General features: G+C 66.1%; 13 protein-coding genes. All 13 read left to right on the top strand.

What is annotated here, in order from left to right:
* Positions 1–28: 28 nt before the first annotated feature.
* The 13 genes from AB3K92_RS15570 (at position 29) to AB3K92_RS15630 (ending at position 20,911) form a co-directional block, all read left to right on the top strand.
* Positions 29–2,404: a protein kinase gene (locus AB3K92_RS15570; RefSeq protein ID WP_369465376.1), complete on the top strand. Its 2,376-nt coding sequence runs from the start codon at positions 29–31 to the stop codon at positions 2,402–2,404.
* Positions 2,391–3,506, top strand: a complete 1,116-nt coding sequence (gene tssA, locus AB3K92_RS15575; RefSeq protein ID WP_369465377.1) for a type VI secretion system protein TssA — start codon at positions 2,391–2,393, stop codon at positions 3,504–3,506. The genes AB3K92_RS15570 and tssA overlap by 14 nt, the downstream gene beginning before the upstream one ends.
* 82 nt (positions 3,507–3,588) lie before the next feature.
* Positions 3,589–4,143 carry a type VI secretion system contractile sheath small subunit gene (gene tssB / locus AB3K92_RS15580; RefSeq protein ID WP_048024666.1) on the top strand — a complete coding sequence of 185 codons (555 nt, stop codon included), beginning with the start codon at positions 3,589–3,591 and terminating at the stop codon, positions 4,141–4,143.
* A complete protein-coding gene (gene tssC / locus AB3K92_RS15585) occupies positions 4,136–5,644 on the top strand; it encodes a type VI secretion system contractile sheath large subunit (RefSeq protein ID WP_048024664.1) in 1,509 nt (502 codons plus the stop codon). Before tssB ends, tssC begins: the two co-directional genes overlap by 8 nt.
* A 71-nt stretch (positions 5,645–5,715) precedes the next feature.
* Entirely contained in the window at positions 5,716–6,207 is a 492-nt protein-coding gene (locus tag AB3K92_RS15590; protein ID WP_027791618.1) for a type VI secretion system tube protein Hcp, read from the top strand.
* Positions 6,208–6,223: 16 nt separating this feature from the next.
* Positions 6,224–6,772, top strand: a complete 549-nt coding sequence (gene tssE / locus AB3K92_RS15595) for a type VI secretion system baseplate subunit TssE (protein ID WP_059650667.1) — start codon at positions 6,224–6,226, stop codon at positions 6,770–6,772.
* Positions 6,773–6,776: 4 nt separating this feature from the next.
* A complete protein-coding gene (gene tssF, locus AB3K92_RS15600) occupies positions 6,777–8,648 on the top strand; it encodes a type VI secretion system baseplate subunit TssF (RefSeq protein ID WP_369465378.1) in 1,872 nt (623 codons plus the stop codon).
* 8 nt (positions 8,649–8,656) lie between these two features.
* The gene (tssG, locus tag AB3K92_RS15605) at positions 8,657–9,739 is read left to right on the top strand and encodes a type VI secretion system baseplate subunit TssG (RefSeq protein WP_369465379.1); all 1,083 of its coding nucleotides are present in this window, start codon (positions 8,657–8,659) and stop codon (positions 9,737–9,739) included.
* Between the two features lie 12 nt (positions 9,740–9,751).
* Positions 9,752–12,412, top strand: a complete 2,661-nt coding sequence (tssH, locus tag AB3K92_RS15610) for a type VI secretion system ATPase TssH (RefSeq protein WP_104768561.1) — start codon at positions 9,752–9,754, stop codon at positions 12,410–12,412.
* Positions 12,409–14,613 (top strand): type VI secretion system tip protein VgrG, encoded by a 2,205-nt coding sequence (tssI, locus tag AB3K92_RS15615; protein ID WP_059853775.1) that lies wholly within the window; start codon positions 12,409–12,411, stop codon positions 14,611–14,613. The genes tssH and tssI overlap by 4 nt, the downstream gene beginning before the upstream one ends.
* 15 nt (positions 14,614–14,628) lie before the next feature.
* Positions 14,629–15,894 carry a hypothetical protein gene (locus AB3K92_RS15620; protein ID WP_226206360.1) on the top strand — a complete coding sequence of 422 codons (1,266 nt, stop codon included), beginning with the start codon at positions 14,629–14,631 and terminating at the stop codon, positions 15,892–15,894.
* A gap of 14 nt (positions 15,895–15,908) precedes the next feature.
* Positions 15,909–20,525, top strand: a complete 4,617-nt coding sequence (locus AB3K92_RS15625; protein WP_369465380.1) for an RHS repeat-associated core domain-containing protein — start codon at positions 15,909–15,911, stop codon at positions 20,523–20,525.
* 41 nt (positions 20,526–20,566) lie between these two features.
* Positions 20,567–20,911 carry a hypothetical protein gene (locus AB3K92_RS15630; RefSeq protein ID WP_048024654.1) on the top strand — a complete coding sequence of 115 codons (345 nt, stop codon included), beginning with the start codon at positions 20,567–20,569 and terminating at the stop codon, positions 20,909–20,911.
* Positions 20,912–21,142 lie beyond the last annotated feature (231 nt).

The following is a 21,142-nucleotide window of genomic DNA, read 5'->3' on the forward strand; positions in this document are numbered from 1 at the left end:
AAGGACGCGGTTTCGAGAGGTGGTGGAGATGAAGGACGCTGGATCGAGAGACAACGAGCACGACACGGCGACACGCGGCGACGCATCCGGATTCACGGTGCGGCCGCTGCCGCTCGGCCATCGTCTCGGCGAATTGCAGCTCGACGAGGTGCTCGGCATCGGCGGCTTCGGGATCGTCTATCGCGCGTTCGACCGCACGTTGCGGCGCGCGGTCGCGATCAAGGAGTACATGCCGTCGATGCTGGCCACGCGCGGCGGCGACTATACGGTGTCGCTGCGCTCCGAGCGGTTCGCGCAGGCATTCGACGCAGGGCGCGGCGCGTTCCTCAACGAAGCGCGCCTGCTCGCGCAATTCGACCATCCGGGGCTTGTCAAGGTCCTGCACTTCTGGGAAAGCCACGGCACCGCGTACATGGTGATGCCGTTCTATGAGGGACGCACGCTCAAGCAGCTGCTCGACGGCGGGATGCGGATCAGCGAGACGCAATTGCGCAACATCGTCGGCGCGCTGCTCGGCGCGCTCGACACGCTGCATCGTGCGCAGTGCTTCCATCGCGACGTCGCGCTCGACAACGTGCTGATCCGCCCGAACGGCAGCGCGATCCTGCTCGACTTCGGCGCGGCGCGCAAACGGATCGGCGATCTGGTCGACGACGGCGCGATGATGATCAAGCCCGGATACGCGCCGATCGAGCAATACACCGACGATCCCGCGTTCAGCCAGGGGCCGTGGACGGATCTCTATGCGCTCGGCGCGGTGATGCACGCGATGATCACCGGCGAGTTGCCGCCCGCGGCCGTCGTGCGCAGCATCAAGGACACGTACCGGCCGCTCGCGTCGCGTGAACTGCCGGCCGGCGAGGTGTACAGCCCGGCTTTTCTCGCGGCCGTCGATCATGCGCTGCAGTTGCGGATTCCGGACCGGCCGGAATCGGTCGCGGCATTCGCGGCGGAACTCGGGTTGCGGGACTTCGACCGGACGGGCAGCGGGTATGGCGCGCCCGCCGTGCCGCCCGTGGGCGATGCGGGCAGGGGCGAGGGCGACAAGGGGGCGGCTTCTGTCGAGAACGGTACCGCGCCGGCTGCCGCCGCGACTTCGATCGGTGCGGGTGGGACCGCTTCGGGTAGCGCTGCGCCGGACGCGCGGCCGCCGACGCCGGCGGGTGCGGGCCCTGTATCGACGCCCACGGACACGGCATCCGCATCGCCCGGTGTGTCGGACGGCAAGCCGGAAGCCGATGATGTGTCTTCGACGTTGAAAGCGGTCACGCAAGGCACAGCCGCCACGGCGGCTGCGGGAGCGCTCGCAGCTTCCGCATCGCATGCGTCCCGGCCGGCCGCGAAACCGGTTGAATCCGATGCGCCGAATGGAGACTTCGAACGCGCGAAAGAACCGGCCGCTGCACGAACCGACACGCACGACGAAGCCAGTGCGCGATCCGCAAGTACCGATACGGAGATCGGCGCGCGTGGTGCGGCGGGTTCCGGGGAAGCGGTCACGTTCGCGGCTGAAGGTGCTGGTGCTGGCGTCGGTGCCGGTGCCGCCAGTGCAACCGCACCGTATCCCGCCGCATCGTCGTCGGCGGCGTCAGGCGGCGCTTCCTTGCCGGCCGGCGCCCAGCGCGACCAGGCCCCCGCTGGATCGCGCAAGCGCCGGCTGCCGGTCTACGCCGGGGGCGCGGTCGTTGCGCTGATCGCCGTCGGCCTTGCCGCGACCTATCTGTCGCGTCCTGCCCGCGTGGCCGACGAGCCCGCGCCCGTCGCGAGCCAGCCGCAGGCCGGCACGTCACCGCCCGCGAGCACGCCGGCTGCCGCACTGGCCCAGCAGGGGCCGACTCCGATCGTCGTGCCGCCGTCCAGCCTGCCGGCCGGATCGTCTGCCCAGGTTCCGCCGCCACGCGTCGCCGCCGAGCCCGCCAGCACGCCGGCCGTCGAGGCCGCCGCGCCCGCGCCGCAGATCGCGACCACCGTGACGAACACGGCCCCGCCGCCGGCCGGCGCCAGTCCCGCCATCGCGCCCGCCGGCAGCCTCGACGCGTCGGAGCGCGTCGTCAACGTGCCGCCGTCGGAAGCCGCCGTACCGCCGGTGACGACACCATCTCCGGCACCGAAACCGCCGGACAGCCAGACAGCCGTCGCGGCCGTGAATGCGCTGCCTGCCGAGCAACAGCCGCGTGCGCCGAAGGCGCAGGAAACGGTGCAGGTGCGTTTCAACGTGCGGCCATGGGGCGACGTCTACGTGAACGGCGCTCGGCGCGGCGCGAGCCCGCCGCTGCGTTCGGTAGCGCTGACGCCGGGCGTCTACGTGATCGAAATCCGCAACGGCTCGCTGCCGCCGTTGCACCGCACCGTGGCGATCGATTTCGGCAGCAAACCGGTCAACATCGACTATGCATTCGAATGACGTCAGCCAGGCGGCGCTGGCCGCCGCCGCTTTTTCCGCGGTGCCGCCCGGCATCCCTGCGACGCCGCGCGCGGGCCTGATCGGCCCGTTGCTCGCGGATGTCGCACCCGATACGCCGTGCGGCGCGAACCTCGAATACGACGCCGAGTTCCTGCAGTTGCAGGAGCGTGCGACGCCGCGCGCCGAGCAGCAATACGGCGACACCGTGATCCCGGCCGAAGCGCCCGACTGGCGCGCGGTCGAGCGGCTCGCGCTGGCGCTGTCCGCGCGCACGAAGGACCTGCGCGTGATCGCCTGTCTCGCGCGAAGCTGGACCGAGCAGCACGGCATCCCCGGTTATGCGGACGCGCTCGCGCTCGTCGCGAACCTGCTCGAGCGCCGCTGGGACACCCTGCATCCGCGGCTCGACGCGGACGGCGAACCGGACCCGACACCGCGGATGAACGCGCTCGCCGACGTGGCCGGCGCACACGACTGCGCGCGCGCAGCGCGCCGCCAGCCGCTGTTCGAAGGCGGGCCGAGCGTGCGCGACGCCGAACGGCTGCTCGATGGCCGCGACGACGTCGGCAGCCCCGCGACCGGCAGCCGCGAAAGCCTGCTGGCCGCACTGTCGGCCGCGTCGGGCGACGGCACGACGCCGCTCGACGCAACGCGCGCGGCACTGCACGCGCTGGATGCGATCCGCGTGTGCGTGACTGACAAGCTGGGCCGCGAATGGGCACCCGACGAAGGCGACGCGGAGAGGGCGCTGCGGCGCATCGTACGCGAGGTGCCGCTGCCCGAGCCGCAACCGGTGTCGCCCGACACGCAGCAGGCCGTTCCCGGCGACGCATCGCAGGCTGCACTGGCACCCGCTGCGTCGACGCCGATGCCGAACACCCACGCGTGGCGCGAAGCCGCCATCACGAGCCGCGACGACGTGCGTATCGGTCTCGACAAGATGTGCCGCTATTTCGAGCAGCACGAACCGAGCCACCCGGCGCCGCTGCTGCTGCGACGCGCACAGCGGCTGCTCGCGCTCGACTTCTACGAAATCATCCGCGACCTCGCGCCGGAGAGCCTCGCGAAGCTGGACCTGCTGAGCGGCGAGCGAAGCGAATGAAACGAATGGACCGAACGAAAGAAACCGCCATGCGGGCGGCAACGACGGACTGCGCAACCTGATCGATGTGAAGGAGTGGACGATGACGGACAGAACCAAGGCGGCGGGCAGCGGACAGAAGTTCATCGCGCGCAATCGGGCGCCGCGCGTGCAGATCGAGTACGACGTCGAGACCTACGGCGCCGAACGTAAGGTACAGCTGCCGTTCGTGATGGGGGTGATTTCGGACCTGGCGGGCAAGCGTGCCGAGCCGCTGCCGGACCTGCCGGAGCGCAAGTTTCTCGAGATCGACGTCGACAACTTCGACGAGCGGATGAAATCGATCGCGCCGCGCGTCGCGTTCCAGGTGCCGAACACACTGACGGGCGAAGGGATGCTCAACGTCGACATGACGTTCGAGCAGATCGACGATTTCTCGCCGGCCGCGATCGCACGCAACGTCGACGCGCTGCGCCGGCTGCTGGAGGCGCGCACCGAGCTGTCGAACCTGCTGTCGTACATGGACGGCAAGCACGGTGCCGAGCAACTGATCGAACGCGCGATCAACGACCCCGACCTGCTGAAGACGCTCGTGCGCGAACCGCACGCGAGCGCGCAGAGCGGCGACGCGACCCAACCGGAGGCCCGCGATGAATGATCCTGTCCAGTCCCGCGCCGATGCGCGCGACGCCGCGCAACCCGCCGTCGCGCACGACGAATTCGCGGCGCTGCTGCAGAAGGAGTTCAAGCCGAAGACGGCCGAGGCGCGCGAATCGGTCGAGCGCGCGGTGCGCACGCTTGCGCAGCAGGCGCTCGAACATACGGTCGGCATGACGACCGACGCATACGGCAGCGTGAAGCAGATCATCGCGGAGATCGACCGCAAGCTGTCCGAGCAGATCAACCAGATCCTGCACCACAACGAATTCCAGACGCTCGAAGGCGCGTGGCGCGGGCTGCATTACCTCGTCACGCATACCGAGACCGACGAGCTGCTGAAGATCAAGGCGCTGCCGGCGTCGCGCAACGAAGTCGCGCGGATGCTGAAACGCTACAAGGGCGTCGCGTGGGACCAGAGCCCGCTGTTCCGCAAGATCTACGAGGAGGAATACGGGCAGTTCGGCGGCGAGCCGTTCGGCTGCCTGGTCGGCGATTTCCATTTCAACCACAGCCCGCCCGACGTCGAGATGCTCGGCGAGCTGTCGAAGATCGCGGCGGCCGCGCACGCGCCGTTCATCGCCGGTGCGTCGCCGGAGCTGATGCAGATGGATTCGTGGCAGGAGCTGTCGAACCCGCGCGACCTGACGAAGATCTTCCAGAACACCGAATATGCGGCGTGGCGCAGCCTGCGGCAATCGGAGGATTCGCGCTACATCGGGCTCGCGATGCCGCGTTTTCTCGCGCGGCTGCCGTACGGCGCGCGCACCAACCCGGTCGACGAATTCGACTTCGAGGAAGACACCGACGCCGCGAACCACGACCGCTACACGTGGGCGAACTCGGCGTACGCGATGGCCGCGAACATCAACCGCTCGTTCAAGCAGTACGGCTGGTGTTCGTCGATCCGCGGCGTCGAGTCGGGCGGAGCGGTCGAAGGACTGCCGAGCCACACGTTCCCGACCGACGACGGCGGCGTCGACCAGAAATGCCCGACCGAGATCGCGATCAGCGACCGCCGCGAGGCCGAACTCGCGAAGAACGGCTTCATGCCGTTCGTGCACCGGAAGAACTCGGATTTCGCGGCGTTCATCGGCGCGCAGTCGCTGTACCAGCCGGCCGAGTATCACGATCCCGACGCGACCGCGAACGCGCGCTTGTCCGGCCGCCTGCCGTACCTGTTCGCGTGCTGCCGCTTCGCGCATTACCTGAAGTGCATCGTGCGCGACAAGATCGGCTCGTTCCGCGAACGCGACGACATGGAGCGCTGGCTGAACGACTGGATCATGAACTACGTCGACGGCGACCCCATCAATTCGTCGCAGGAAACCAAGGCGCGCAAGCCGCTCGCGGCCGCGCAGGTGGTGGTCGACGAAGTCGAGGACAACCCCGGCTACTACACGTCGAAATTCTTCCTGCGGCCGCATTACCAGCTCGAAGGGCTCACCGTGTCGCTGCGGCTCATCTCGCGGCTGCCGACCGCGAAGGCGGCCAACGAATGAGCGGCGGCACACGCAACGATTGGACTTCAACGCGGCATTCATCCTGACATCGCACTGAAACGGAGACGGTTATGGGCGTGGCAATGTTTATGAAGGTGGACGGCGTGACCGGCGAATCGGCGGACGCGCAGCACAAGGGCTGGACCGACATCCAGTCGTTCACGTGGGGCGCGAGCCAGCCGGGCGCGATGGCGAGCGGCAGCGGCGGCAACGCGGGCAAGGCGAGCTTCAACGACCTGGTCGTTGCCGCGTACATGGACAAGGGGGCACCCGCGATCATCAAGAACTGCGCGAACGGCAAGCATTTGTCGTCGGTCGAGATTTCCGCGTGCAAAACCGGCGGCACGCAGGTCGAGTTCATGCGCGTGACGCTGCAGGAGGTGCTCGTCACGTCCGCGCAAGTCGCGGGGATCGATCCGGGCGACGTCGCCGACCGGCTGATGATGCACTACGGCTTCCAGGCCGCGAAGGTGAAGAAGCAGTACTGGCAGCAGAACGACAACGGCGGCAAGGGCGCGGAGGTGACCGTCGGCTGGAACATCAAGGAAAACACCGAGATGTGACGGCGCGGAGACGACCATGGACGACCCGCGAACCCGCGACGGCCGGGAGGGCAACCTGCGCGACCGGCTACAGCCCGCGCTGCTCGACCGGCTTACCGACGACACGCCGCAGCGCGCGAGCGAAGCGCCCGGCGCGCAGTGGATCGGCACCGAACGCCTGCGTGCGGCCGTGCTGCGCGATCTCGCATGGCTGCTCAACACGCGCAACGCCGAGGACGGTTTCGTCGACTGGCCGGCGTTCGCGCACGCGCAGGCGTCGGTGCTCAACTACGGGATGCGGCCGCTCGTCGGCAAGCCGATGTCGGGCGTCGAGCGGATGTCGGTCGAGGCGTCGATCCGCGACGCGATCGTCCGCTTCGAGCCGCGCATCGCGCCCGACAGCATCGACGTCCGCAGCGTGACCGATGCGCCGGCCGGCCGCGCCGGCGAACGGCGTCACAACGTGCTGCTGTTCGAGATTCGCGGCACGCTGTGGTCGATCCCGCATCCGCTCGAATTCGTGCTGCGCTCCGACCTCGATCTCGAGACGGGCGCGATGTCGCTGCAATCCGTGGCGGGAGCCTGACGCGATGGATACGCGCCTGCTCGACTACTACAACCGTGAACTCGCGTACCTGCGCGAGCTCGGCGGCGAATTCGCGCAGCAGTTCCCGAAAGTGGCCGCGCGGCTGCGGCTCAACGAATCGGGGCCGCCCGACCCGTACGTCGAGCGGCTGCTCGAAGGCTTCAGCTTTCTCACCGCGCGCGTGCAGCTCAAGATGGATGCCGAGTTTCCGCGCTTCACGCAGGCGCTGCTCGATGCCGTGTATCCCGGTTATGTCGCGCCGCTGCCGTCGATGGCGATCGTGCGGTTCGCGCCGATGCTGAACGAAGGCAGCCTCGCGCAAGGCTGGCGGCTGCCGGCCGGCACGGCGCTGCGTGCACGGCCGGCCGCGTCCGAGCAGACCGCGTGCGAATTCCGTACCGCGCACGACCTGACGCTGTGGCCGCTCGAACTGACCGATGCGAGCGTCACCGGCGCGCCGTCGTGGCTGCCGCGCGGTGTCGTCGCCGCACGGCAGGACGTGCGCGGTGCGCTGCGCATCCGGCTGAAGGCGCGCGGCGGCGCCAGGCTGTCGCAACTGCCGCTCGACCGGCTGACGTTCCATCTCGCGGGCCCCGAGCGCGACGCGCTGCACCTGCTCGAACTGATCGCCGCCCATGCGCTCGGCGTCGTGTGCCACGACCCGGCGCAGCCGCCGCGCTGGCTGCATACGCTCGATGCCGACGCGATCGTCCACGAGGGTTTCGATCCCGCGCAGGCGATCCTGCCCGACGACGGCCGCAGCTTCCACGGCTACCGGCTGCTGCGCGAGTATTTCGCGTTTCCGGCGCGTTTCCTGTTCTTCAGCATCGGCGGGCTGCGTGCCGCGCTCGCACGCGCGACCGGCGACGAGTTCGAACTGACCGTGCTGTTCGACCGCCACGACGCGGCCCTCGAAGCGGCCGTCAGCGCGCGCCACCTCGCGATGAACTGCACGCCGGCCGTGAACCTGTTCGCGCGCCGCGCCGATCGCATCCAGTTGCAGCCGGGAGCGCGCGAACACCATGTCGTTGTCGATCGCAGCCGGCCGCTCGACTACGAGGTCTATGCGGTGCAGCGCCTCGCGAGCGAGCAGCGCGACGACGGCCAGTCGCGCGAATTCCGGCCGTTTCACGCGTCGTTCGCCAGCGACGACGGCAACCACGGCGCGTACTACACGGTGCGGCGCGAACCGCGGCTCGTCTCCGCCCAGGCGCGCGCGAACGGCACGCGCACCGGCTACGTCGGCAGCGAGACCTACGTGTCGCTCGTCGACAGCCAGTGCGCGCCATACGACGAGACGATGCGCTACCTGGCGGCCGACACGCTGTGCACCAACCGCGACCTCGTGCTGCTGCAGCCGCCCGGCGACGCGAACACGTTCACGCTGCGCGTGTCGGCCCCGGTCGACAGCATCGTCGCGATCCGCGGCCCGTCGCGGCCGCGCCCGCCGATCGCGGATGCGCAAACCGCGTGGCGGCTGATCCGCCATCTCGGGCTGGCCCGCCACACGCTGACCGATCTCGACGACGACGAGGGCGCGCACGCGCTGCGCGAACTGCTCGGCCTGCATGCCGACCCGGCCGATGCCGCGATGCGCCGGCAGATCGACGGCGTGCTGCGCGTGGCGTTCTCGCCGGTGTTCCGCCGGCTGCCGGCGTCCGGCCCCCTGATGTTCGGGCGTGGCGTGCAGGTCGACGTGACCGTCGACGACCATGCGTTCTCCGGCGAGAGCCCGTTCCTGCTCGGCGCGGTGCTCGAACAGTTCTTCGCGCGCCACGTGTCGATCAACGCGTTCGCCGAATGCGTGCTGACCAGCGCGCAGCGCGGCACGCTCGCGCACTGGCCGGCGCGTGTCGGCAGGCGGCCCGCGATATGAAGCGCGACATGTCTCCGCGTGCCGGAACGGCCACCGAAGCCGCACGCCGCGACGCGTGGTGGGCGCGCCTGCGTGCCGCGCCGCACGGTTACGACCTGTTCCAGGCGCTGCGCTGGCTCGATGCGCTGTCGCCCGGCCGCGCGCCGCTCGGCCATGCCACGCGGCCGCGCGACGAGCCGGTGCGGCTCGGGCAGCGACCGTCGCTCGCGTTCGCGGCGTCGATGCTTGCCGGCGTGTCCGATGACGGCACCGTGCCGCCGCGCATTGCGATTCACGGATTCGGGCTGTTCGGCCCGAACGGGCCGCTGCCGACGCACCTGACCGAATACGCGCACGAACGCGCCGCGCAGCACGACGACCCGACGTTTGCCGCGTTCGCCGACCTGTTTCATCACCGGCTGATTCTGCTGTTCTACCGCGCGTGGGCAGACGCGCAGCCGACGGTGAGCCTCGATCGCCCGGAACGCGCGCGCTTCGACGGTTATGTCGCGAGCCTGATCGGGCGCGCGGCACAGGGCGACAAACCGGCCGCGCAAGCCAACGCCGATACCGACACGCTCGCGCCGCATGCGCGTTATTTCCATGCCGGCCATCTCGTCCGGCACACGCGCAACCCGGAAGGGCTCGTGCAGATCCTGCGCCGGCATTTCGGTGTCGACGCCCGCATCGTCGAGCACGTGCCGCAGTGGGTCGCGATCGAGCGGTCGCAGCGCTGCACGATCCGCGCGACGCGGCCGACGTTGCGGCTGGGCGCCGTCGCGCTCGGTATCGCCGTGCGCGATGCGCAGTCGCGCTTCCGGATCGTGCTCGGCCCGCTGTCGCTCGACGCATACCGTCGCTTCCTGCCGGGCGGCCCGCATGCCCGGCAGCTTGCGCACTGGGTGCTCGAATATGTCGGCATCGAGTTCGACTGGGACGTGCAGCTCGAACTGGCGGCCGATGCGGTGCCGGCGATCGCGCTCGGCGCGCCGCAGGGCATCGGCCGCACCGCGTGGCTCGGGCAGCGGCTCGAACCGGGCCCCGCGCGTGACCTCGTCGTCCGCTACGACGTGCGGCGCGGCGGCGTACCCCTTCATCGCGAAACCGCCTAAACGGGAACCGTCATGTCCGATATCGGCCGCGCCAACCTGTTCGGAAAGCTGAATCCGTTCCTCTACGAGACGCTCGAGCAGGCGACCGGCTTCTGTCGGCTGCGCGGCAATCCGTACGTCGAGCTCGCGCACTGGTTCAAGCAGATGCTGCAGCGGCCCGACGGCGACCTGCAGCGCGTGCTGCGCCACTTCGCGATCGACGACGCTGCGATCGACCGCGGGCTCGTCGCCGCGCTCGACAAGCTGCCGCGCGGCGCGGGCTCGGTGTCGGATCTGTCCGTGCATATCGACGACGCTGTCGAACGCGCGTGGGTGTACGCGACACTGAAGTACGACGCGACGCGCATTCGCGGCGCGGTGCTGCTGCTCGCGATCCTGAAGACGCCGCAGTTGCGCAACGTGCTGCTGGCGATCACGCGCGAATTCGAACGCATCGTGCCGGACGTGCTCGCCGACGCGCTCGAATCGATCGTCGAAGGCTCGCCCGAGGCGCCGCCGGCCGGGCAAGCGACGCCGGACGGCGGCACGGTGTTGCGCGGCGCAGCCGGCGCCGCGGACGGCCCGGCACTCGCGCGCTTCGCCGTCGACCTGACCGCCCGCGCGCGGGCCGGCGAGATCGATCCGGTCGTCGGGCGCGATGCCGAGATTCGCCAGATCGTCGACATCCTGTTGCGGCGCCGGCAGAACAACCCGCTGCTGGTCGGCGAGGCCGGCGTCGGCAAGACGGCCGTTGCGGAAGGTTTCGCGCTGCGGATCGCCGCCGGCGACGTACCGCCGTCGCTGCGCGACGTCGCGCTGTACCTGCTCGACATCGGGCTGCTGCAGGCCGGCGCGAGCGTGAAGGGCGAGTTCGAGAGCCGGCTGCGCGGCGTGATCGACGAGGCGATGTCGTCCGAGCGTCCGGCGATCCTGTTCATCGATGAAGTCCACACGCTCGTCGGCGCGGGCGGGGCGGCCGGCACCGGCGACGCCGCGAACCTGCTGAAACCCGCGCTCGCGCGCGGCCTGCTGCGCACGATCGGCGCGACCACGTGGTCCGAGTACAAGCAGTACATCGAGAAGGACCCGGCGCTGACGCGACGCTTCCAGCTCGTGCACGTTCACGAACCGGAAGAGGCCGCCGCGCTGACGATGCTGCGCGGTCTGGCCGGGAAGCTCGAGGCGCATCACCGCGTGCTCGTGCTCGACGACGCGCTGCAGGCCGCCGTCACGCTGTCGCACCGTTACATTCCCGCCCGCCAGCTGCCGGACAAGGCGATCAGCCTGCTCGACACGGCCTGCGCGCGCGTCGCCGTCAGCCAGCACGCGGTGCCCGCGCCGATCGAGGATGCGCGCCGCCGCATCGACAGCCTGCGCGTCGAACAGGAGCGGATCGGGCGCGAATGCGCGCTCGGCACCGGCGATACCGCGCGGCGCGATGCGATCGACCACGACATCGCCACCGCCCGGGCCGAACTCGACCGGCTCGACACGCGCTGGCAGACCGAACGCGACGCATTGACGGCGATCGTCGATGCCCGCGCGCTGCTGCTCGACGACGACCCGTCGCACGTGCTCGACGCCGCCGCGCGCGTCGCCGCTCAAACCCGTCTGTCGGCCGCCCAGCAGGCGCTGGCCGAGCTGCAGGGCGATGCGCCGCTCGTGCTGCCCGCCGTCGACACGCACGCCGTGGCCGCCGTCGTCGCCGACTGGACCGGCATTCCGCTCGGCCGGATGGTGCGCGACGAAACGCAGGCCGTGCTGAAGCTCGCCGATACGCTCGGCGAACGCGTCGTCGGCCAGAAGCACGCGGTCGAACTGATCGCCGAGCGCATCCAGACCGCGCGCGCAAGACTGGACGACCCGAAGAAGCCGCATGGCGTGTTCCTGCTGTGCGGGCCGTCCGGCGTCGGCAAGACCGAGACCGCGCTCGCGCTGGCCGACACGCTGTACGGCGGCGAACACAATGCGATCACCATCAACATGAGCGAATTCCAGGAGGCGCATACCGTGTCGACGCTGAAGGGCGCGCCGCCCGGCTATGTCGGCTACGGACAGGGCGGGGTGCTCACCGAGGCCGTGCGCCGCCGCCCGTACAGCGTCGTGCTGCTCGACGAGATCGAGAAGGCGCACCGCGACGTGCACGAGATTTTCTTCCAGGTGTTCGACAAGGGCTGGATGGAGGACGGCGAAGGGCGCGACATCGATTTCCGGCATACGGTGATCCTGCTGACGTCGAATGTCGGCGCCGAGCGCGTGATGCAGCTGTGCCGCGATCCCGAGCGCCTGCCCGATGTGCAGACGCTCGCCGATGCACTGCGCGCGCCGCTGCTCGACGTGTTTCCCGCCGCGCTGCTCGGCCGGCTGACCGTCGTGCCGTACTACCCGCTCACCGACGCGACGCTCGCGCGGATCGTCGCCCTGCAGTTGCGGCGGATCGAGCAGCGGATCGACGCGCATCACGGCATCCGGCTGCGCTGCACCGACGCGGCGACCGCGCTGGTCGTCGAGCGCTGCCGGACGATCGAATCCGGCGGCCGGATGGTCGACGCGATCCTCACGCATACCGTGATGCCGCGCATCGGCCGCGCGATCCTGCAGGCCACGCTCGAAGGCCGCACGCTGTCGTCGATCGAGCTGGGCGCGGCCGACGGCGAATTCGCCTACCGGTTCGACGAGGAGGAGACGACTTGAATCGCGTATTCACACTCGACAGCCCGCACGGCGACGACCTCAAGTTCCATACGCTCGACGGCAGCGACGAACTCGGCCGGCTGTTCGAATTCCGGATCGAGGCGCTCGCCGACAGTCACAGCCTGTCGCTGAAGGACATGCTCGGCAAGCCCGTGACGGTCCGGATCGAACAGCAGGACCTGTCGACCCGCTACCTGAACGGTATCGTTGCGCGCGCATCGCTCGCCGGGCGACGCGCCGAGCGGTACTACGGCTACGAGCTGATCGTGCGCCCGTGGCTGTGGCTCGCGACGCGCCGCTCCGATTGCCGGATCTTCCAGAACAAGACCGTGCCGGAGATCGTGCAGGAGGTGCTGTCGACGTATGGCTTTCCGATCGAGAACCACCTGGCGGAGACTTACGTGCCGCGTGATTACTGCGTTCAGTACAACGAGACCGACGCCGCGTTCGTATCGCGGCTGATGGAGTTCGAGGGCATTTATTACTGGTTCCGCCATGCGGAGGACACGCATACGCTGATGCTCAGCGACGCAATGTCGTCGCATATCGCGCTGCCCGGCTACGAGACGATTCCGTACATCGCGCGTGACCGCACCGCGATCGCCGACGAGGAGCACATCGACGGCTGGCTGCCCGCGCAGGAAGTGAGCGTCGGCAAGCACCAGACCACCGACTACGACTACACGAAGCCGCGCGCCGATCTTTCGTCGCAGAAGGTCGATCCGCGTGGTCATGATCACGATAGCTTCGCTTCGTTCGAGTGGCCGGGCGGGTACCGCGACGATGCGCCCGGTGCGCATTACAGCCGCGTGCGGCTCGAGGAGCAGCAGGCCGAGCATGAGCGGGCGAGTGCCGATACCGATGTGCGCGGTGCTGCGCCGGGTTACCTGTTCACGTTGGCGCATTGTCCGCGTGCGGACCAGAACCGCGAATATCTGATCGTGCGGTGCCAGTACCGGTTTCAGGAGAACGCGTATGCGAGCGATCAGGGCGCGGAGGCTGTGGTGCATCAGACGATGATGCTCGTGCAACCGTCGAGCCTGCCTTACCGATCGCCGCGCGATACGCCGCGGCCACGAACCAACGGGCCGCAGACGGCCACCGTGGTCGGGCCGCCGGGGGAGGAAATCTGGACCGATCAGTATGGGCGCGTGAAGCTGCAATTCCGCTGGGATCGGTATGGGCAAAGCAATCAGGATTCGTCGTGCTGGGTGCGGGTGTCGAGTCCTTGGGCGGGTGGTGGATTCGGGGGTGTGCAGATTCCGCGGGTGGGCGACGAGGTCGTCGTGGATTTCCTGAACGGCGATCCGGATGAGCCGATCGTGACCGGGCGGGTTTACAACGGCGAAAAGATGCCGCCGTGGGGGCTGCCCGGGAGCGCGACGCAGAGCGGGTTGCTGTCGCGCTCGTCACCGGGCGGGACGACCGAGCATGCGAATGCGTTCCGGTTCGAGGACAAGAAGGGCGCCGAGCAGCTGTGGATGCACGCGGAACGGAATTTCGATGCGGAGACGGAGCTCGATCATTCGCTTTCCGTCGGGAACAACCATACGCATACGGTCGGAAACGACGAGACGATGCAGGTGAAGAACAACCGGCAACGGAGCGTGGGGCAGAACGAGACGGTGAACATCGGGCAGAACCGGGTCGCGCAGATCGGGGCGAATGAGACGCATGGGGTCGTCGGCAACCGGACGCGGACGGTCGGACAGAACGAAACCGTGACGATTGCCGCGAATCGGGACGCGACCATCGGAGGCGTGCATACCGAGACGGTCGCGAAGGGCAAGACCGAAACGATCGGCGAAGCCAAGACGCTGAACGTCGGGCAGATGTATCAGACGACGTCGCAGGACATGAAGACGCTGGTTGCGTCGGCGCATACAGAAGAGATCGGCACGCGCACTTCGACGATTGCGAAGGCGCATACGCACACGGTCGGCGGTGAGCACACCGTCAACGTCGGTGCGAACCACACGACGAACGTGCAACATCAGGTGCTCGTCAACGCAGGCGATCAGCTTGCGCTCGTCTGCGGGATGTCGAGCATCGTGATGAAAAGCGACGGCACCATCACGATCCAGGGCGTCAACGTCGCATCGACCGGTACGAACACCCACAGCGTGAACGGCAAGACGGTGACATCGTCAGCGACTGCGGAGCACACGGTCGAAGGTGCCGTCCTGAAACTGAATCCGTGACGGAGGCCCGCACGAATGCAGAACTGGCAGCCGACCAATCCGGTGGAGCGCAGGTTCATGGATGCGCATGCGGACTGGATGAGTTTCGCGAACGACAAAGCCGCGAGGTTGATGGTCTGGCAGACCGACGAGACCGATTCGGAACTCGTGCGGCTGTATTTCCAGGTTCAGGACGAGACGTCGTGCGCGGTCAGGACGATGCGGGCGTCGTTCGTCGATGAATCGGGTTATGCAAAGGCATTGACGGATGAACTCGTTGCGTTCTACGACAGCCGGCGAGAGGGATCTGATGCGCAGGGCGTGCGTGCGAACTGGCAGCCGCCGTATGACGACGGCAAGAATCCCTTGCTGTATCTGTTCGCGGTAACCGACAGCCTGATGCAGCACCATCCGGATGTTTTTCCGGCGATGGTGTTCGTGCTGGAACCGGCGAAAGTGCGGGATGACGCGGCATGGGTGCGATGGATGGACGATGTGCTGTCGATCATTGCGGTCGCGCCGCAGCTTGCCGAGCGCGTGCGGTTTGTCGTGCCGCGTATTGATATCGCGCCGTTTGCTGCGTTGATGCAACGGCATCGCACCGCGGTTCGCGTCGTGCACGCCAAGTATTCGATGGCTAGTGTGCCTCGCGAGTTACTGGCGGAATCGGGCGAGCGCGGGCCGAGCGGCGAATTTCGACGGCACTTCGTGATGCTGACCGAGATGATCGAAGGCGGCAATCCCGCACGGCTCGAGGAACTGCGTGCGGCGGCACTGAGCGTCGCGGAGCGCGAGGAGTGGTTTGATCAGTGCGTGGTCGTGCATTTGATCGCAGGTGCGGCATATCTGAAGTGGCACGATCGGGAGCGTGCGATCGAAGCGTATCGCAGTGCCGTCAGCAGCGGGATGCGGGCGGTCGAAGCAGGGCATCCGGCGGGGCACAAGCTCGTCGCAAATGGTTTGTTCGGCGAAGCGAGCGTGCATCTGACGCACAGGGATTATGCGCACTCGGCGTATTGCTATGAGCGTGCGGTGGCGTCGACTACCGCTGCGAAGGACGGGCTGATGACGGTCGAGGCGTGGCGGATGAGCGCGGTGTGCTGGGAGCGGGCAGGGGAGCGTGACCATGCGCTGGAGGCCGGGTTCAACGCGCTCGATGCGGGATTGATGATCGACGAGCCGATGCGGGCGAACAGCAATCTGCCGATGGTTGTCGAGTGGATGGTGTCGCAGCTCGGTGTACAGGACCGACGGCGCAACGCGTTGAGCGAGAAGGTCGCGGCGTTGCGCAGCGGTCGCTGAGCGGGGGCGAAACCGTGGCACTTCTGGCCGTCAAGCATCTGGATCCCGTTGTTGGCGTGGACGTTCATTCGGTACTGGTCACGCCAGGTACGCCGCCGGTGTTCCTGCCGCACCCCCATGTCGGGTTCATGCTCGATCTGCGCGAGTACATCCAGGCCGCAAAGGCTGTGGCCGGCTGCATTGCGATGATGATCGTGCAGGAGAAGGTGACCGAATACATCGAAGATCATCCTGAAGATGTGAAGAAACTCGAACACCTCGCCGATGAAGCGGGCCAGCAGGTCGATGAACTGACCAGCGACCCCAATGTCGCCGAGGGGATGAAACTGGCGAAAGCAGCCAACACGATCAAGAATCGCATCGGCGACGATCTTGGCTCGAACGTCGGATCGGGGGGCGGCAGCGGCAGGCCGATTTTCGTGAACGGCATGATGCGGGCCACGGCCGGAACGCATGCGTATCACGTTCCGGGTTTGCATTTTCCGCTTGGCGAATCGTTTGCCCCGCCGCCGGCCGAGTTCGAACCGTCCAATGACGGGGAATCGTTCATGGGCAGCAAGACGGTGCTCGCCAACAACGATCCGATGTCGTACATGGCGCTGGAGGCGTTGAGTTGCTGGTCGATCGGGATGGAGCCGCCTCCGCACAACAGCGCGCATACGGATCGAACCTATCCGTCGATGCCGAGTTCGGTGATGCTGCCGATTCCGGCAGGAAGACCCGTGTTGGTGGGCGGGCCGCCGATCATGAACATGGCTGCGGCAGCGAAGGGGTTGTTCAAGGCGTTTCAGGGATCGAAGTGGGCGAAGGCGCTGGCGGACAAGCTGCATCTGAAGCCTGGATTTCTGAAGTGCAACGTCCTGCATGCCGAGCCGGTGGATGTCACAACCGGCGAAGTCATCGTCGCGCAGCACGACTTCACGATTACCGGACATCTTCCTCTCGAGTGGAACCGGTGTTATGCGAGCCGCGCGCAACGCGTCGGTACGGTTGGCGTCGGATGGCGTACGCCGGCAGACATTCATTTGAATCTCATTTCGCGCGACGACGGAATCGGCGCAGCGATCTACTTTGTCGACCATGCCACGGCATTCGACGAAGTTCCAACGCACGAGGGGTGGGCAACGCGTGCCGCTGACTGGCAGTACGGCCATGCGCTGTACTTTCGTGACAACCAATTGGTATTGCGTACAGGCGAGGGCATCGAATACGGATTCCAGTTGCACCATCCGTGGGACACGATCGTCGACAGGTTATCCGACGCGCCGTCGCTGACGCTGATGCTCGACTGGATCGGTGACCTCTACGGTCATGCGTGGCTGTTCGAGCGCGGTTCGTCGGGTCACGTGTCACGGATCGTCGAACATGGCGTCGCTGGACTGACGGGACGCCTCATCGAATGTCGTTCGAATGTTGACGTTGACGGACACCACGGCCTGACAGCGGTGATGACACTGACCAACGCTGACGGACACGTGTATCCGCTGGTCCGTTACGAACACGATCGCAATCGGAACCTCGTCGCGGCAATCGATGCCATGAGCAATCCGCGCCGCTTCGACTATGAAAGCGGCAATCGGATGACTCGGCACGTCAGTGCCAGTGGTGTTGCGTTTCACTATAGCTATCGACGAGGTGCCGACGGCGCGTGGCGTGTCGACCATGCGTGGGGCGACGATGGGGTGCTCGACTATCGCTTCGAATACGACCTCGCTCGAAACGGAACTCGTATTACCGAATCCATGGGACGCGTTGCCGTCATTCAGATGAATGAACGTCACGTTCCGATCGCCGAAATAGATGTCCTCGGCAGCATGACCAGTTACCGTTACGACAGCCAGTGGCGTACCTGCACGCAGACCGACCCGATGGGCCGTACGTCTCGGTGGGAATACGACGCGAATGGCAATCTGATTGCACAGTTCATGCCGGACGGTCGATCGGTTCGAGCCGAATACGACAGCAATCACAAGCCGGTTTGCGTGACCGGGGCCGGGGGGCGTCAATTTCGATACGAATGGGATGCACGCGGTCGTCTGATGAGTCGCGCCACACCATCCCAGGCGACGTTCAGATATGCATACGACAAACTCGGTCGCGTGACGTCCTGTACCGGTCCGCAGGGTGACGTTACGACGTTCGGTTACGACCGATACGGCAACCTGACCACGATTGTCGATGCGCTTGGACACCGAACGCAATACGAACGCGACGCACGAGGCTATGTCATAAGCTCCCTCGATGCAGCGGGACACCAAAATCGTTACGAAAGAGATGCCTGCGGACGACTGGTACGCGCCATCGAATGGGACGGACGCGAGATTCACTGCAGCTACGACCCGGATGGCAATCTCTTACGGTATCGCGACCCGCTCGGCAATGTGACGCGCCTTGCCTATACGACGCTGGGAGAAATCGCGAAGCGGATTCAGCCCGATGGCACTGAAGTCCAGTATCGCTATGACACTGAAGGGCAGCTCGTCCAGGTCGTCAATGAACGGGGAGAGTCCTATCTGCTCAAGCGCGACGCGCTCGGCAGGATCGTTGAAGAAATCGACTACTGGGGACAGTCGCGCGTTTACGAATACGGGTCGACCGCAGAACTCTTGCGTAGCGTCGACCCGCATGGCCAGGCCATCGAGTATCGATATGACGAAGTAGGGCGAATCGTCGAGAAACGCATTCCTGATCCCGACCGGCACGACGGTGTTCGGACTGACTGCTTTCACTACGACGAGCACGGCGATCTCGTTCGCGCGTCGACCGCGTCCTCGCACCTCGAATTCAGATATGACGACGACGGCAGGCTGGTCGAGGAACGACAGGGCGACGACTTTACGCTTTTCAATCGATATGATGCGACCGGTAATCGAATCGAACGAAGAACGCGCCTCGCTGCAGGCAGCGAAATCGTCGAGCAGTCGATTCGTTACAACTATGACGCACTGAATGCGGTCGTCCGGATCGAGATCGATGGACATGCGCCAATCGTCATCGAACGGGATGCACTTGGCCAGATTCGCGACGAACGCCTGGGTGACGCCCTGCGACGAGAAATGTCGTACGAAGCCAAGGGACGTTTGTCCCGACAGGCGCTGCTTGCCGATACCGGGGAAATGTTCGCGATCGAATACGCGTACGACGCGAACGGCGACCTGATCGAGCGACGCGACTCCCGGACCGGCATCGAGCAGTTTCAATACGACCCTGTCGGGCAGGTCGTCGCGCATATCGACTGCGCAGGCACGACACGCCGCTTCATGTACGACCCCGCCGGAGAACTGCTCAACAACCGGGTGTTCCGGTCAGGCGCGCTGCGAGGCGAAACCGGATTGCCGGCATGGCGTCGGGAAGGCGTGCACGAAGACAGTCACTACGTATTCGATCGTGCCGGCAATCTCGTGCACAAGCGCGCGGCGCACCAGGAGATTACGCTGCGGTGGGACGCTGCAGGGCAGTTGGCCGAGACGCTGACGACTCGTCGCGCCGGGCAGGGCGACGCCAACGACGATCATCACCTCCGCGTACGGTACGAATACGACGCATTTCGCCGACGGATCAGGAAAATCACATCGTCGCGCCGGCTCGAATCCAGCCACACCGCTGTTCGTCAATTCTTTTGGGACGGCGACGTCCTCGCAAGCGAACTGCGCTCCGACCAGTCAGACGAGAAAAATGGCCAGACACAAGGTGTGCTGATCCGACAGGACGTACGGGACTGGATTCACTATCCCGATACGTTTCGGCCGCTCGCCGTGGTTCATCGAACCATCGACTCGCGCATACCTCCACTCGTGCCAGAACATGCCGGTGTCGAGCCCGGAAGCGCGCCTTCGCTCGATGAGAGACGGTCGCCCACGGCGATCGCCGACTATTCCGCTCCGAACACGACGTCGACTACGCGCCAGCAACCGGCGTCATATTGCCCAGCCAGCACGGTCTACTTCTTCCATAACGACCCTAATGGGGCGCCCGTCCGCGTTGTCGACGAGCGTGGCCAAACTGCGTGGGAAGCGAGTTACGCCACATGGTCGAGCAACACGCCGATACAGCGGAACGACAGGCCATCGTTCGATCAGCCCATTCGTCTTCAGGGTCAGTATTACGACGAAGAAACCGGATTTTGCTACAACAGACACCGGTATCTCGACCATGGAATCGGGCAGTTCATCAGCCAAGACCCGAGCTGCATCGAGGGAGGTTCGGCACTCTATCGATATGCACCGAATCCGGCCGCCTGGATCGACCCTTACGGTCTTGCAAACACGATCGACGGTCACGGGAATACGGTCCCGATTGTCTCCCTGGGTATCCCCGACAAGTCCTTGTTCAAACCCAAATCCGGCATCACAACGGCGTACTCGCGCAACTCCCAATGCGGACCGACCCCGGCGCAGACGAGGTCAGTGCAGGGCAAGCCATGCGTGGCGTGCAATCAAACGGCCACAACGATGGTTGCTGACCATATCGATGCGCTCGTGGTCGAGTATTATCGAACCGGAGCCAACGACGTCACTGCGCAAACGTCAATCGCCGCGGTACAACCGCATTGCCCAGATTGCTCTCGGTCCCAAGGGGGCAAAGCGTCGGGCTTTTCGCGCGCAATGAAAAAGGCCCTTCATATCCAATGAAGAAGATTTTGAATATCTGAACGCACACCTGGAGTGCAAAGATGGAATCACAACACGAAACAGCCATAGCGGACATGCAGCGCGAAGTATGCGAACGATACGGGTTGCAAGAAACGGCAGTGGAGAACATGGTCGCCTTCGCGACGTCGACTGTGGGGCAGATGCCAGTTTATGGCACGCGTCTGGAACGTCGTCCGGACGATAACATCAGTTGGTATTTCCATTGCGGCGAATACTCGGACGCCGATGACTTTTATCAGCCGGTGCATACGGAGCATCTTCAGCAAATGCTGCCGCTCGTCATCAAGTACCTTCGGTTGCCGCCCGGCACGCGCTTCATCGTCGATGACCAGGGATACGAGGATGTTTGGCAGGAGCCGGCCTGATCCTGCAGGCGGAGCGGCACCGAGGGCGTACGCGGTGCACAAATTCCGCGGCCCGCGTTCTTGATTTTGCATGACTTGAATCGTTGCCCCCCATTTTTCTGCTAGGTCTCTGCTTGGGCGGGAGAGGGCGTCACAAAATATAAGCACGTCTCGTTGCCCATGAACCTCTTTCCGGTTCGGTATTGGCTCGCGTTTTTTGCGCAATGCCAAGGTGCTCGACGAATCATGGGT

The sequence above is a fragment of the Burkholderia sp. Bmkn7 genome, from assembly GCF_041103175.1.
GTDB lineage: Bacteria > Pseudomonadota > Gammaproteobacteria > Burkholderiales > Burkholderiaceae > Burkholderia > Burkholderia cepacia.

Coding starts and splice junctions, on each gene's coding strand:
- AB3K92_RS15570 (WP_369465376.1), top strand. CDS start 29: ATGAAGGACGCTGGATCGAGAGACAACGAGCACGACACGGCGACACGC.
- tssA (WP_369465377.1), top strand. CDS start 2,391: ATGCATTCGAATGACGTCAGCCAGGCGGCGCTGGCCGCCGCCGCTTTT.
- tssB (WP_048024666.1), top strand. CDS start 3,589: ATGACGGACAGAACCAAGGCGGCGGGCAGCGGACAGAAGTTCATCGCG.
- tssC (WP_048024664.1), top strand. CDS start 4,136: ATGAATGATCCTGTCCAGTCCCGCGCCGATGCGCGCGACGCCGCGCAA.
- AB3K92_RS15590 (WP_027791618.1), top strand. CDS start 5,716: ATGGGCGTGGCAATGTTTATGAAGGTGGACGGCGTGACCGGCGAATCG.
- tssE (WP_059650667.1), top strand. CDS start 6,224: ATGGACGACCCGCGAACCCGCGACGGCCGGGAGGGCAACCTGCGCGAC.
- tssF (WP_369465378.1), top strand. CDS start 6,777: ATGGATACGCGCCTGCTCGACTACTACAACCGTGAACTCGCGTACCTG.
- tssG (WP_369465379.1), top strand. CDS start 8,657: ATGTCTCCGCGTGCCGGAACGGCCACCGAAGCCGCACGCCGCGACGCG.
- tssH (WP_104768561.1), top strand. CDS start 9,752: ATGTCCGATATCGGCCGCGCCAACCTGTTCGGAAAGCTGAATCCGTTC.
- AB3K92_RS15620 (WP_226206360.1), top strand. CDS start 14,629: ATGCAGAACTGGCAGCCGACCAATCCGGTGGAGCGCAGGTTCATGGAT.
- AB3K92_RS15630 (WP_048024654.1), top strand. CDS start 20,567: ATGGAATCACAACACGAAACAGCCATAGCGGACATGCAGCGCGAAGTA.